This window comes from Ramlibacter albus, from assembly GCF_014297445.1.
Lineage (GTDB): Bacteria > Pseudomonadota > Gammaproteobacteria > Burkholderiales > Burkholderiaceae_C > Ramlibacter > Ramlibacter albus.
In genome coordinates, this window is record NZ_JACORU010000001.1 from 239,824 (window position 1) to 253,097 (window position 13,274).

Genomic DNA, 13,274 nt, shown 5'->3' on the forward strand with positions numbered 1-13,274 from the left:
CAGTCTTGAGACAACGATGCTCATGCTTCCCCGCGATCTGATCCGGAATTGCGCGGCCGCCTACCCTTGCAAGGCTGCCTATCACTGCGGCAACATTTCCCGCACGTGGCAAGAGATGGACGCTCGATCCGACAAGCTCGCTGCAGGGCTGCAATCAATGGGTGTTGCGAAAGGCGATGCAGTCGCCATCCTCAGCCATGAATGCGTTGAGATTTACGAGCACTTTATGGCATGCATGAAGATCGGCGCTGTTCGTGTCGGGGTCAACTGGCGTTATCCGCCCGCCGAGCTCTCGCACGTGCTGCATGACAGCGGCGCTCGCGTCCTGCTCGTTCAGGCCTCTTGCGTTCACCTCCTCGGGCCGCTGCGCCACGAGCTCGAGTCGGCGGACATCCGTCTCGTCGGGTATGCAGGCGCGCACGGACTGGCCTGCGACTACGATGCCTTGGTCAACCAGGACGTGGCGCCGACCCTGCCAGCGCTCGACGCTGACGATCCCTTGCTCTTTACCTACACTTCTGGCACCACAGGCAAGCCGAAGGGCGTGGTGATCACGAACGGCTCCGTGTCCAACACAATTTTCCAGTCCATCGTCGGCCGTGGCCTGCGGACGGACGACGTGTTCTACATGGCCGGCCAATCGTCCTGGATGACGGTGATCATGCTCGTCCTGGGCCTGGGAAATGGCATGACCCATGTCATTCCCGACGGCGACTTCGACGTGGCGTCCTACTTGCTTGACGTCGAGCGGTTTCGTGTGACGGCGGCGTCACTCGTTCCCACGATGATGCGCAGGGCGATCCAGGAACAGCGTGCAAACCCGCGAGACACTTCGTCTCTGCGCGTCATTTCGTATGGGTCGGCGCCCGCCACACCCGGCCTGATCCGCGACGCTTACGAAACCTTCGGCTGCGAAATGCTGCAGGCCTACGGCATGACAGAGGCGGGATGGGTCACGCATCTCACTGAAGCGGATCACCGGTATGCACTGGCACACGAGCCGGAACTGCTGGGCTCCGCGGGCCGCGTCGGCGTCACTTATGAACTGACTGTTCGCGACGAGCAGGGCAACGTCGTTCCCGCCGGCCAGCGCGGCGAGATCTGGATTCGGGGACAAGGGGTCATGAAAGGCTACTTGAATCTTCCCACGCAGACGGCAGAGGTTATGCGGGGCGACTGGCTTTGTACGAACGATATCGGACGGGTGGACAGTCGGGGCTATCTGTACCTGCTGGACCGAAAGAAGTTCTTGATCATCACCGGAGCGGTCAACGTCTTTCCCGCCATGGTCGAAGCGGTCCTTTCACAGCATCCAGCCGTGGCCGATGTCGCTGTATTCGGCGTGCCCCATCCCGAGTGGGGCGAAGCGGTTGTCGCCGTTGTGCAGCGGCGTCTGGAGGAACCCGCTGCGGCCGATGCGACGGACCTGCTCGCGTTCTGCCAGCAGAGACTGAGCAAGCCAGAATGTCCCAAGGCCTTTGTTTTCATGCCTGAAATTCCGAAGGCAAGCACCGGCAAGACAAACAAGCTGCTTCTCAAGCAGCAGGTCCTCGCGAAACCCGAGCAGTTTCCGTGGGTGATTTCTGAAACACGATGGCGCGAGGGGTAACCCGCGCGACTCAACGCATGATCATTCCCACCGACTGCTCAAGAATGCGTCTAGCGGCGTCTGCGCCCGCGCAGTTTCCGCTCCAGGCCACGAAGTGGTCCGGCCGTACGAGCATCAGGCGAGACTCGAAGCGGCTCGCCTCCCCCTCTGCCGATACCGGGACCACGCGCAGCGGCACGCGCATCGCCTGAGCCTGGATCCCAAACGCATCGAGTTCCTCATTCTCTGCGCCGAAGCCGAAGAGAGTGAAGGCTTCTCCGAGACTCTCGAATGCGTTCTTGCCCGAAGACAGCGCCGCCGGCGCCATGTGGTGTCCGGGCCGAGCCTTGAAGGCGTGGCTTCCCACCGCACTGCCCCCGGCATTCCTCTCCGCGCCGCAGACGATCATCGAACCCTCGTAGTTCGGCTCGAACGCGTTCACCTCGTCGGATGCGCCTGACGCCCGGTCCGACCACGCTCTCTCGAATGCGTCTCGGTCCTTTTTCGGGTCGAACCGCCTCAGAAACTTGCGGTCCTCTTCGATCGATTTCGCAATGAAGTCACGGGCCGTCGATTCAAACACTGCCCTGCGCTCTTGTTCATAAGAGTCCAGCAGGTGCGGGCCCGCCCAACCTTGCAAATCGGCTGCGATCTTCCACCCGAGGTTTCGCGCGTCTTCCAAACCCGTATTGACGCCATAACCGCCATAAGGAGGATGGCTGTGCGCCGCGTCGCCTGCAATGAATACCCGGCCGTTGCGGTACCTATCGGCCAGCGCGAACCTCAAATCCCAGAAACCGATGTGCCGGAATTCGACATCGAACGGTGCCCCTACTGCATCGATCAGGTATTGCCGGAAATCGAAGTTGTCGCTCGTTGTACCCGCGGGAACCGGAGCGTGGAAGAACCAGGTGCTGCCGAGGTCCACTCGGCCGAAGAATTTCCAATAGCCCTCGAGCTCGGGTTGCAGCACGTTGTAGTAGGACTTGCCGGGATATCGCGCCAGCAGATCGTGCAGGCCGGTCGAGCGGAAGACGAGCAGCACCATGGTCCGGTCGTGATCGGAGAGCGTCTGCGAGATCCCGCCGAGCTGTCGAATCACGGATCGGCTGCCGTCGCAGCCGACTACATACTTGGCGCGCAACGTGCGCCTCTCCCCGTCGCCTCTCGCGACGACGTCGACTTCGACACCGTCATTGCCCTGACGGACCGCATCGGCGCTCCAGCCGTACATCGTCTTCGCACTCTCAAGCTGTGCGAGACGTTTTCGCAATGCCGCCTCGGTCGCATACTGGGGCAGCCGCTCGTTCCGGCAGAAGTAGTACTGTTGGACACGCTCCCGCTGAAGCCAGTCGTAAGAGTACTCACCCAGTAGAGTTCCATAAGCCGTCAAACCGCCGATTCCATATTCGGGCGGAATCGTCCGTGCCTGCCGCACTTGCTCTTCGACTCCCCAGAAGTGGAAGTGCTCCATCGTCCGCTGCGTGAGGTTCTGGCCCTTGGGGATCGGTTGAGGCATTTCGTAGCGCTCAACGAGGATGCAGCGCACGCCGCGCTGGGCCAGTTCGATGGCCAAGCCGGTTCCCACGGGCCCGCCCCCCACCAGGACGACGTCGGTATCGAAGGGCTTCGGTGTCAGCCGGCGGCCTCGTTCGGACGCGCGTTGTGCTTTCGGTTCCATCAAACCTGGTCTTCGTAGTAGATGTGCTTGGTCTGCATGAAATCGTTCATGGCCTCCAGCCCGTGCAGGCGTCCCAGCCCGCTCTCGCGATAGCCCCCTGTCTCCGCCTCGGCCATCAGCTTGTTGTAACTGTTGATCCAGACCGTGCCGGTCGCCAACCGCGCGGCCACGCGCTGCGCGCGCGCCCGATCGCCGCTCCAGACGCTCGCCGCGAGCCCGTAACGAGTGGCGTTCGACTTCTCGATCGCCTCGTCCTCGTCTGAGAACGTCTCGAAGACCAGCAAGGGCCCGAAGACCTCTTCCTGGATCAACGCCGAACCGGTGTCTTTCACTTCGACCAGCGTAGGGGTCAGGAATGCCCCGCCAGGCATGCCGGCAAGCGGCGCGCCCCTGAGCAGCATCTGCGCCTCATCGGCCGCCTGCTCGATGATTCCGGCGACGCGGTCGCGGCTGCGGACGTCGATCAAGGGGCCCATCTGGGACGCGGGATCCGCGCCGGCACCCACCCGGACGGACCCGAGGGCAGCCTTGAACGCCTGCCGCATCTCGGCCGCGATCGATTCATGAACCAGCACGCGCGTCGCCGCTGTGCACATTTGTCCCGCCATCACGGTAGACGCTGCAGTCAGGATCGACACCGCTCTCGCCAAATCCGCGTCACCGAAAATGATCGAGGGCGACTTGCCGCCGAGCTCGAGCGACAGCCGCTTCATGGTGCCGGAAGCCGCCGCCATGATCTTCTTGCCGATCGCATTGGATCCGGTGAAGCTGATGCCGTCGACGGCCGGAGACTGAACCAGCAGTTCGGCGCCGTCCGAACCTGTTTCGGTGAACACGTTCACCACTCCGCGAGGCAACCCGGCGCTCTCGAGACAGGCAAGGACCTGCGACGTCACAGGCGACGTTTGCGGCGCGGCCTTGATGACGACCGTACAGCCGGCGGCGAGCGCGGGGGCCAGCGACCGCGCCAGCAGCGCGATTGGTGCATTCCACGGAAGAATGATGGCGCAGACGCCCAGGGCCTCGCGCGCAAGGTGCGAATAACAGCCGGGTTCGGTTTCGACGATCCGCCCAAACAGGTTGCGGGCAATACCCGCGTAATACCTGAGCTCCGAGATGGCAGCTCCCATCTCGCCGGCCGACTCCCGCAGGAGTTTGCCGTTGACGAGCGTCAGCAACTTCTCAATCTCTTGCTTTCGTGCGGCGAGGCAGTTCGCAAAGTCGAGAAGAACCTGCGCGCGCACCCGAGGTGCACGGGCCCAGTCCGTGCTGTCGAAGGCTCGTCGCGCCGCCGAGATGGCCGCTTCGACGTGCTGCCTTGCCGCAGGGGCGAAGGTCGCCGCCCTTTCGCCACTCGAAGGGTCGATGCACTCGCCGCAGGAAGAGGATGCCGGGCTCTCGCCGGTCCACTCGCCGTCGATCCAGAGGTACGCGTGGGGGTTCATCATGTTTTCTCGAAAGCGCCACGTTACGTCCCCGTGGCACCCAAGAACAGGAACGCGTCGTTATGGTGGAATATCCGAGAGTTATGCACGGCAGCCTGAATCGGCGGATAACTTTCCGTCATACGCGAATAACTAATGACGCTTTGACGGATTTGCGTGGTTTTCTACGATGGCGCTGTCGCGAAACCGCGTTGGAACCCGGCCCTGCGTAAGTTGAGGAGGGGCGAGTCGTTGTCGCACCGACGCCGCAGTTTCTCAAGCATGTTTTTAAGGAGACATCATGGCTCTTTCCAGAAGGTCCTTGCTGCAAGTAACCAGCAGCGCCGCAGTGGTGGCATCCGCATTTCCTTTCAACGCATCGGCCCAGGACCGCACGATCCGGCTTGTCGTCAGCTATCCGGCAGGGGGCATCGCGGACATCGCCACTCGCCTCATCGGCAAGCGCCTGTCAGGCGCGACAGGTCAGCCGGTGATCGTGGACAACCGGGCGGGCGCCAGCGGTCGCGTGGCGACTCAATTCGTCAGGCGTGCTCCGCCCGACGGGTTGACGTTACTGATGACGAATATCGCGACGATGGTGATCGGGCCGAGCGTATGGAAGTCACCTGGCTTCGATCCCGTCGCCGACTTCATTCCCGTGTCGCACGTGATCGAATACGAACTCGCCTATGCTGCGGCGCCCAATGCGCCGGTGAATAACCTCAAGGACTACATTTCATGGGTGCGGACAGATCCGAAGAACGCCTCCTTCGGTTCGCCCGCGGTCGGCGGCCTGGCGCACTTCCTGGGGTTGGAGTTCGCCCGCTCCATCAAGGTAGATTTGACGCACATTGGATACAAGGGCTCCGCGCCGCTAACCAATGACCTCATGTCCAGCCAGGTTCCCGCGGGTATCGACACTCTGGATGCCCAGGTGCGCGCGCGCGGTGCCAAGATCCTCGCCACAGCCGGCGCGAGACGATCTCCCTACCTCCCCCAGGTTCCGACGTTCGCCGAGCTCGGATACCCCGATGTCAAGGGCGCCGGCTGGTTCGGCTTCTTCGCCCCGGCAAAAACTCCTGCATCCCTTGTCCAGTCGCTGGCGAAGGAAATCGCCGAGGCAGCGAAAGACCCGGAAGTTGTCGAACGGCTCAAAGCCATCTTCTACACCCCGACAGGAACGACTCCGGCCGAGTTCGAGCGCATCATCAAGGCCGACCGCGACAAGTGGGTTCCCCTCATCAAGGCTTCCGGCCTCGTGCTGGAGGAATAGCCATGCCTGGTAACGCCGCCGGTGAGATGCTCAGAGTCGATGCCGACGGCCTCGCGCGGCTCGACCGCAAGGTGTATACGGACCCTGCGATTTTCGAGCTGGAGATGGAGCGGCTGTGGCACCGCAACTGGCTCTACGTGGCCCACGAAAGCCAGTTACCGAACGCGCGCGACTACGTCACCGCGCACATCGGACGCCAGCCGGTCATCCTGATGCGGGATGAGGGGGGTCAGCTGCGCGGCTTCCTGAATGCTTGCTCGCACCGCGGGGCGCTCCTCTTGGCGGAGCCGTCTGGCACGGTGCGCAACATCGTGTGTCCGTACCACGCATGGAGCTTCAACACACGGGGCGAACTGCTCGGAATCACTGCCGAGAAGCTCGGCGCATATCCGCCGTCCCACCACAAGGAGGCTCTTGGCCTCCAGGCGGTTCCACGAGTCGAGGCCTACAAGGGCTTGATCTTTGCGTCGCTCGATCCGGATGTGATGCCACTCAGGGAACACCTCGGCGATGCCGCGGTCGCCATCGACCTGCTGATGGACCAATCTCCCGCGGGCTGGGAGGTCCTGAAGGGTCGATCCACCTATACCTACGAGGGCAACTGGAAGCTCCAGGCGGAAAACGCGGTTGATGGTTATCACGCGCCTGTCGTGCATGGAAACTTCTCGGCCACGATCGACAACCGCAAGAAGTCCAATTCCGCAGGAGGCCAGGTTACCTCGATGGCCGTGCGCCACGATGCCGCGAAGATGGCCGGAGGCTACTTCGACTTCGGGCGCGGTCATGTGATGATCTGGCGCGACTGGGACAACCCTGAAGACCGGTTCAACTACGACCAGTTGCCAGATTTCGAAGCGCGGATGGGGGCGACGCGCGCAAAGTGGGCGGTCGGGCGACTGCGCAACCTGCTTATTTTCCCGAACCTCATGATCATGGACCAGATGAGCACGCAGCTGAGAACGTTGCGCCCCGTGACGGTCGACCACACGGAGGTGACCGGCCTTGCGATCGCGCCCAAGGGCGAGTCCGGCGCGGATCGCCGCAAGCGGCTGCGCTTCTATGAGGATTTTTTCAACCCGAGCGGCATGGCCACACCGGACGACCTCGAACTCTTCAACCGTTCGCAGCGTGCGTTCCATGCGCGCGCCGCAGCAAGCAGCGACCTCAGCCGGGGCGCCAGACATCAGGTCCAAGGAGCAAACTCCTTCGCACGGGAGCTCGGCATCGAGCCTGTGTCCAGTGGGTCGTGGATTCACGACGAAGGAATCTACGTCGGAATGTACCGGGCGTGGGCCGGTTTCCTGCAGGAGGAATGATGGCGGACCTGGAACAAGAAATCTCGCGCCTGCTGGTCCTGGAAGCGAAACTCGTCGACGAGCGGCGATGGGACGAGTGGCTCGCCCTGATGGCCTCCGATGTCGAGTATTGGGTTCCGGCATGGGACGGGTCGCGACCCACGAGCAACCCGGACAATGAACTGTCGCTGATCTATTACGACTCGCGCCAGGGCTTGGAAGACCGCGTCTTCCGCTTGCGGCTCGAACGCTCGCTGGCCTCGGAGCCGCAGCCCAGGACCTGCCATTTCGTGACCAATGTGCTGTGTGTCGCAAGCGCCGATGACACGGTCGCTTGTGAAGCGAACTGGCAGGTGAACAGCTGGCGCGACGGCAAGACAACAGTGTTCTGGGGTCGATATGAATACCTCATCGAACGATCGAACTCGGCTGCGGGATGGGCCATCCGCAAGAAAAAAATCCTGCTGATGAATGACGTCATCCCGACCGTCCTCGACATCTACCTGCTGTAATGAGGCCCATCACGCATAGATGAAGCTTCGGATCTCCGATTCGACTTTTTGTCGCGTCCAATGGGGTGCCAACTGTTCGATGAAGTGATAGCCGAAGCCGCGCATATACCGGAACGGGTCGAACACCGCGAACGTCTGTCCGGGCCCGAAGATATGCCCAATGTCGATCGCCCGCAGTGCCGCGTCTTCGCGCTCGTCGAACGAAGCACTCGAAATGATCGCGATGCCTGCACCCGCACGTACGAAAGCCTTGATTACGGCGCCATCGGTCAACGAAACCGTCGGGCGCAACTCGATGCCTTGGCGGTGGATCTCACGCATGACATCCCAGTTCGCGCCGGTGTCGCGGGAGATCAGCATCCGGTGTGCCGCAATATCCTGCAGCGCGACCGGCCCCTTGCCGAGCAATTCGTGCCCCTCCGGGACGAGGAGGATCCGAGGGCTCGACCCGAGAGGTATCGACATGAGTTGGTAGGGAGCGGGTGGCTGCTCGATCGTGATGCCGAAGTCGATGTCGCCTGACTTGAGCAGCTCGTAGCACCGGGCGGCCGAGGCCTGCTGAACCTGCACACTGACTTCGGGAAATGCCTTTTGCACGGCGACGACCGCGCCGGGTAGGACGGAAACCGCGTGCGCATGAAGACATGCAATGCGCAGCTCGCCGACGTCCTGCTGAAGAACGTCTTCGCCCATCGCTCTGAGGCGGTTGGCTTCCTTGAGGATCGCCTTGGCCGACTCGGCGACGTTCAACCCTTGCTCGGTCAGGCCGACGATGCGGCCGGCGCTGCGTTCGAGGATGTTGATGCCCAGTTCAGCTTCCAGCAGGCGAATCTGTTTGCTGACCCCGGGCTGCGAAGTGTGAACGGCGTTGGCGGCCTTCGAGATGTTGAAGCCGTGGTCGACGATAGCAACGAGATACCGCAGCTGGGTTAGCGTCATCGGGCAGGTTCTTCGCTGCGGCGTAGTCAGGGAATCCCGACTTCGCACGCTTGCGCCGATTCTAGATGACGCGAGATTGCGACCTTCTGCTCAACCTGCTGCCGCAAAACCGCGGCCCGCGGCCAGCGAGGTCGCCGTCTCGATTGCCGATACCATGCTGCGAGCGTCGGCACTTCCCTTGCCCGCGATGTCGAATGCGGTGCCGTGAGCGACCGAGACCCTAATGAAGGGCTCGCCCAGGATGAGGGCGCAGTTGCCCTCGAATCGCCATGTCTTCACCGCGATATGTCCTTGGTCGTGATAGTGCGCGACGATGCAATCGTAAACACCCTCGGTGCCAAGGCGGAACAAGGTGTCGGGCGACACAGGCCCATCCACGACGATGCCTTCGGCCCTGGCGTCCGCGATCGCCGGTTCGATGTGCACCTTCTCCTCTTCTCCATACGCGTGGGGGTTGATACCCGCCACGCCGATCCGCGGCGCCGTCATGCCCCAGCTGCGCAGAGAACGGTCTGTCAGCCGGATCAGGTCGAGCACGGACTGTCGTGTGATGTGGCCAAACACGTCTCGCAACGGAATGTGGTCGGTCAGATGCACCACTCGAAGAGGACCGGTGATCAAAAATAGAAAGGTTCTTCCGGCCTGTACCGCGCCTTGCGCGACCCTCCCGGACAGCCGTATGGCCTCGCTGTTGACGGGCCCCTTGACGATTGCATCGACGGCCTTGGCGCGCGCCAGCGACGTCGCAATGTCCCACCAGTCCACCGTCGCGCGGCCGCACGAAGCCGAAAGACGGCCGACGGTGATGTCTGAAGCATCCAGGGTTCCGGGGTCCAGGACGGTCAGGCATCCGGGATGGAAGCGCGCATCCTCGAAGCTGCCGACAGCTCGCACCTCGAAGGATGACTTCGTGAGCTCGACCGCACTGGCGACTGCTCGCGCGTCCCCAATCAGAAGGTGGTCGGCGTCAGGAATCCCCTTGGCCAATGCCTTGACCACGATTTCGGGTCCGATCCCGCAGGGATCTCCAATGGTGGTCGCAACGATGGGTCTTGTTCGCATGTGGCTACCTCAGGCAGTCGCGCCCAGCTCCGCAAACCCGAGCCCGGTGATCCACGGCTCGACGGGCTCGTAGGCGATGATGCGCGGTTTGAGTTCCGGCATCGCCGACATGGCAACGATCCAGTTCTTGAGCTCCAGCGCGCCGTTGCCGGCATGTCCGAGGATGTGCTCATCGCTCATGCGAATGAGCCCCTCGATGTCGCCGTTGGCGACCATTTCGAGAACCCCCCTGTCGAACTCCTCGTTGACGCGGCCATAATCCGCCATCCCGACCCAGTGGCTGATTCCGCCTGTACCAAGGATCGCAACGCGTTCCTTGCCTGGCCAGGCGGAGATTGCGTCAAGCAGCATCCGACCGAGCTCCCTGCACCGCTGGCTGCGGATGAAAGGAACCACTCCACATCCAATGTACACCGGGATCGTCCGAACGGCCTCGGGTACGGCCAGATGGATCGGAACCATGGTGGAGTGGTCCAGCTTGAGCGTCTTTGCCACCGCCCAGTCGAACCCTTTATCGAAGCCGAACGACATGATGTGTTCTGCCATGGCCGGATGATTGGGTACACGCCGCTGCGGTATCCGCAGGAAGGATTCCGGCTCCAGGGGACCCTGCAGGTCGCCTATTCCGATGAGGATGGACGGAAGGCATCCCGGCGAGAACATCGCGTAATGGTCGTCGCCGATCACGACGACGGTATCCACTTCCCGTTCCTCGAGCCTGCTACGCACATGAGCGAATGCTGCATGAACGGCGCCCGACTGCTGCGGGCTCGCGGCGTCCGGTTTGCCGGTAATCAGCGGGTCGTGCGGCACGCAGAAGCCGGCGACGATTGTTGCCATTCAAGTCCCCTGGATTCGACGAAGATACTCGGGCATCTGGTCGCGCCCCTCGACGCTCTGGAAAGCGCGCATGGCCAGCATGGGGTTCAGGGAACGGCGGATCATTTCCGCAACGTTCATCTCCAGGATGATCAGCTCCTCTTCACGCTCCAGCGCATAGGCGGAGAGAAAAGCCCGGGGGTTCTCCTTGAATCTCTGCGCATTGGGCGGCGCGGTGGAAATGTCGTAAAGCGCCTGCTCCATCGAATGTGTGCTCATGGCCGTCAACCTCCGTATTTGCGTCCGAGTTCCGCCCAAGCCAGCCCAGCCTTGCGGGCACCCGCCAGAAACTCTTCAGGAACGAGATGATAGGGAGGCCGGCACGGGCCGGCCTGCATCCACCCTGCCGCGTCGATGCGTGCCTTTTCCAGGCCGATGTTGTATTTCGCGAATTCAGCGATGTCGCCCCGCGGGAACAACGTGGCGTTGGCGGCCTTGACGTCGTCGGCGATCGATTTGGCGCGTGTCCAGTCGTTGGAGCGCTTCGCTGCCCGCACCTCATCGCGAAGCATCACGGACACCTTGGGGTCGCAGCATGCCCCGCTTGTCCAGAACGCCGTGCACTCCTCGGGATCGATCCTTGCGGCGGGGTAGTGATCGCCTTCGGTCGTCAGGAACCGGATGCGCCCCTTCGTCAACTTGATGTCGGTCATCAGCTGCGAGATGTTGAGGTATTTCGCACAGATGACCTGCGGAATCTCGGAGACCTGCGCCCAGAAGGGCCTGGGAAACTCGAACTTGAAGGCTTCCACATTGGCATACATGCAAATTGCCATGTCTGGCACAGCCTCGGCGACGTCGCGGAAGAAACCAACCGCGGTGGGCAGATCGGACTTGCACCACATGGGTACGCCAAGCATCGTGCCGTCGAGGCCCAGCTCGGAAGCCGCCTTCGTCTGGCGCACGGTCTCGCGGGTATTCAGGCTGGTCGTTCCCCCGAACAGCGGAATCCGTCCCCGAACCGTTTCGGCCAGGGCGCCCATGAATTCAACCTTTTCCTCCCAGGTGAGCGTGGCACCTTCGCCGAACGTTCCCAACGTGAGGATTCCGTCGATCCCGGCGGCGATCATTGCTTCGGCCGCGCGTGTGGCTTCGTCGACCCTCACCGTTCTTTCAGACCTCCAATCCGACGCGTCGGGAGTTGCCGGCGTGGGCAGGATCGCCCATGCGCCTTGAACATCACTCGCTTGCAGACGATCACGCTTTTTCGGCATGGGACCCTTTCTTCAGATACTCTTCAACAAACTGCAGCCGGTCGTTGCCCCACCACATCTCCCCATCGATCAGCATCGACGGTACGCCGAAAATGCCTCGGTCGGCGGACATATCGGTCTGCTTTCGCAGGCGGTCGGCCGCTGCCGGGGAGTTGACGAAGTCCAGAAACTCGGCCTGATTCCAGCCCATCCTCGCAGCTACCCGTGCAAGCAGCTTGTCATCGGCCATGTTTCCGCCCTTTCCCCACACTTCGTCCCAAGCCAGTTCCACGTAGCGAGCGACCGCGCCAGCGTCGGCGGAAAAGAAGGCACCGCAATTCAGCGGCCCCGAACCGTAGCCGGAAGGCGGGACAAAAGGCACGCGGTAGAGATCGGCCCATCGCTTCAAGTCCAGCCTCAGGTGGCGGTGCTTGACGGGAATGTCCCGGTTGGCAGGCCCGGTATTGCCAACCAGCCGCTTGAGTACTTGCAGATCCACCGCCGTGTACGCGATCTGCGCGCCGTAGCGGTCAGCCAGTCGCGTGAGGCCGAACCGCGCAAGGTAGGCATAAGGGCTGAGAAAATCAAAGACGAATTCGACTTGGACCGGCACGGGAGTTCGCCCTGGGCTTCTGATGGTGCTGGGGATTCTCGGGCGGTCGTTTCGCGCTGCACAGGAACCGATCGTTATCGCCCTAGCATCCCCCGTTATGGGACACCCGGACCATAACCCGCAGGCATGGCGAGATAACCAAACGATCCTTCGTGGCACGCCTTGTCGGCCGTAGAGTCGGCGCGACCATGACGCTGGACTGCTTCTTCGATTTTGCCTGTCCGTATAGCCTGCTGTCGGTCCACCGCTTGCTGACGCATCCCGGGTTCGCAAGCCACCCTGTGGCTTGGCACCCCGTGGACGTCGAGGCCGTGAAGCGCGGCGCCGGCAACGATGGTCCGCCTCTCGGGGATCTCCCACAGAAGGCACGCTATGTGCGCGAGGACGTTGCACGGTGGGCCAGACGCGACGGAATTTCCGACCTTCAGCCGCCAGTTGCCTTCGCCCGCGCGCTGAATGCCGGCGTGTTTCTTGCGCGGCAGCGCGGTATTGAAAGGGACTACCTGCGCGCGGTCCTTCGGAATTGCGCGCCCGGCAGCATTGATCCAAACGGCGACTTCCTGAACCTCGTCTGTTCCCGCTTGTCATGGCCCGCCGGAAGCTTGATCGACTATTCCCGCTCGGCCGAAGCCGAATGCCAGTTGCATGATTGCCTTGCGCGCGCGCGCGCGGCCGGTGTCTTCGGCACGCCGACGTTCGTTCTGCACGGTGAACTCTGGTGGGGCAATGACCGATTGGACCAAGTGGCCGAGCGGATGCGCATTGAAGAGTCTGCGACGGCCATTTCCGCGCTATCGTCAAACTGAAGGAGATCG

General features: G+C 62.4%; 13 protein-coding genes. 5 read left to right on the forward strand and 8 right to left on the reverse strand.

Annotation, left to right across the window (positions count from 1 at the left end):
* The first annotated feature begins 16 nt into the window (after window positions 1-16).
* Window positions 17-1,609 carry a class I adenylate-forming enzyme family protein gene (locus H8R02_RS01090; protein WP_187079499.1) on the forward strand — a complete coding sequence of 531 codons (1,593 nt, stop codon included), beginning with the start codon at window positions 17-19 and terminating at the stop codon, window positions 1,607-1,609.
* A 10-nt stretch (window positions 1,610-1,619) separates the two neighbouring features.
* Here the strand turns inward: H8R02_RS01090 and H8R02_RS01095 are convergent, their stop codons facing one another.
* Together H8R02_RS01095 and H8R02_RS01100 are read right to left on the reverse strand one after the other, a co-directional pair.
* On the reverse strand, window positions 1,620-3,269 hold the full coding sequence (locus tag H8R02_RS01095) for an FAD-dependent monooxygenase (RefSeq protein WP_187079500.1): 1,650 nt from the start codon (window positions 3,267-3,269) through the stop codon (window positions 1,620-1,622).
* Window positions 3,269-4,717: an aldehyde dehydrogenase family protein gene (locus H8R02_RS01100; RefSeq protein WP_187079501.1), complete on the reverse strand. Its 1,449-nt coding sequence runs from the start codon at window positions 4,715-4,717 to the stop codon at window positions 3,269-3,271. Before H8R02_RS01100 ends, H8R02_RS01095 begins: the two co-directional genes overlap by 1 nt.
* 277 nt (window positions 4,718-4,994) lie before the next feature.
* Here H8R02_RS01100 and H8R02_RS01105 point away from each other — a divergent pair, with 277 nt between their 5' ends.
* The 3 genes from H8R02_RS01105 to H8R02_RS01115 are packed head-to-tail and all read left to right on the forward strand — an operon-like array spanning window position 4,995 to window position 7,773.
* Entirely contained in the window at window positions 4,995-5,966 is a 972-nt protein-coding gene (locus H8R02_RS01105) for a Bug family tripartite tricarboxylate transporter substrate binding protein (protein WP_187079502.1), read from the forward strand.
* Window positions 5,967-5,968: 2 nt separating this feature from the next.
* Window positions 5,969-7,282 (forward strand): aromatic ring-hydroxylating oxygenase subunit alpha, encoded by a 1,314-nt coding sequence (locus H8R02_RS01110; protein WP_187079503.1) that lies wholly within the window; start codon window positions 5,969-5,971, stop codon window positions 7,280-7,282.
* On the forward strand, window positions 7,282-7,773 hold the full coding sequence (locus H8R02_RS01115; protein ID WP_187079504.1) for an aromatic-ring-hydroxylating dioxygenase subunit beta: 492 nt from the start codon (window positions 7,282-7,284) through the stop codon (window positions 7,771-7,773). The genes H8R02_RS01110 and H8R02_RS01115 overlap by 1 nt, the downstream gene beginning before the upstream one ends.
* A gap of 9 nt (window positions 7,774-7,782) precedes the next feature.
* On the opposite strand, the gene H8R02_RS01120 is transcribed toward H8R02_RS01115, so the two are convergent.
* The 6 genes from H8R02_RS01120 to H8R02_RS01145 all read right to left on the reverse strand — a co-directional run bounded on the left by H8R02_RS01120 (window position 7,783) and on the right by H8R02_RS01145 (window position 12,459).
* Window positions 7,783-8,712, reverse strand: a complete 930-nt coding sequence (locus H8R02_RS01120; RefSeq protein WP_187079505.1) for a LysR substrate-binding domain-containing protein — start codon at window positions 8,710-8,712, stop codon at window positions 7,783-7,785.
* 90 nt (window positions 8,713-8,802) lie between these two features.
* Window positions 8,803-9,774, reverse strand: a complete 972-nt coding sequence (locus H8R02_RS01125) for a PdxA family dehydrogenase (protein WP_187079506.1) — start codon at window positions 9,772-9,774, stop codon at window positions 8,803-8,805.
* 9 nt (window positions 9,775-9,783) lie between these two features.
* Window positions 9,784-10,614: a DODA-type extradiol aromatic ring-opening family dioxygenase gene (locus tag H8R02_RS01130; protein WP_187079507.1), complete on the reverse strand. Its 831-nt coding sequence runs from the start codon at window positions 10,612-10,614 to the stop codon at window positions 9,784-9,786.
* On the reverse strand, window positions 10,615-10,872 hold the full coding sequence (locus H8R02_RS01135; protein ID WP_187079508.1) for a hypothetical protein: 258 nt from the start codon (window positions 10,870-10,872) through the stop codon (window positions 10,615-10,617).
* Window positions 10,873-10,877: 5 nt separating this feature from the next.
* A complete protein-coding gene (locus H8R02_RS01140) occupies window positions 10,878-11,867 on the reverse strand; it encodes a dihydrodipicolinate synthase family protein (protein WP_187079509.1) in 990 nt (329 codons plus the stop codon).
* Window positions 11,851-12,459, reverse strand: coding sequence for a 2-hydroxychromene-2-carboxylate isomerase (locus H8R02_RS01145; RefSeq protein WP_187079510.1), 609 nt, complete (start codon window positions 12,457-12,459; stop codon window positions 11,851-11,853). Before H8R02_RS01145 ends, H8R02_RS01140 begins: the two co-directional genes overlap by 17 nt.
* Before the next feature lie 188 nt (window positions 12,460-12,647).
* Between H8R02_RS01145 and H8R02_RS01150 the strand changes: the two genes are divergently transcribed.
* Window positions 12,648-13,265: a DsbA family protein gene (locus tag H8R02_RS01150; RefSeq protein ID WP_187079511.1), complete on the forward strand. Its 618-nt coding sequence runs from the start codon at window positions 12,648-12,650 to the stop codon at window positions 13,263-13,265.
* Window positions 13,266-13,274 lie beyond the last annotated feature (9 nt).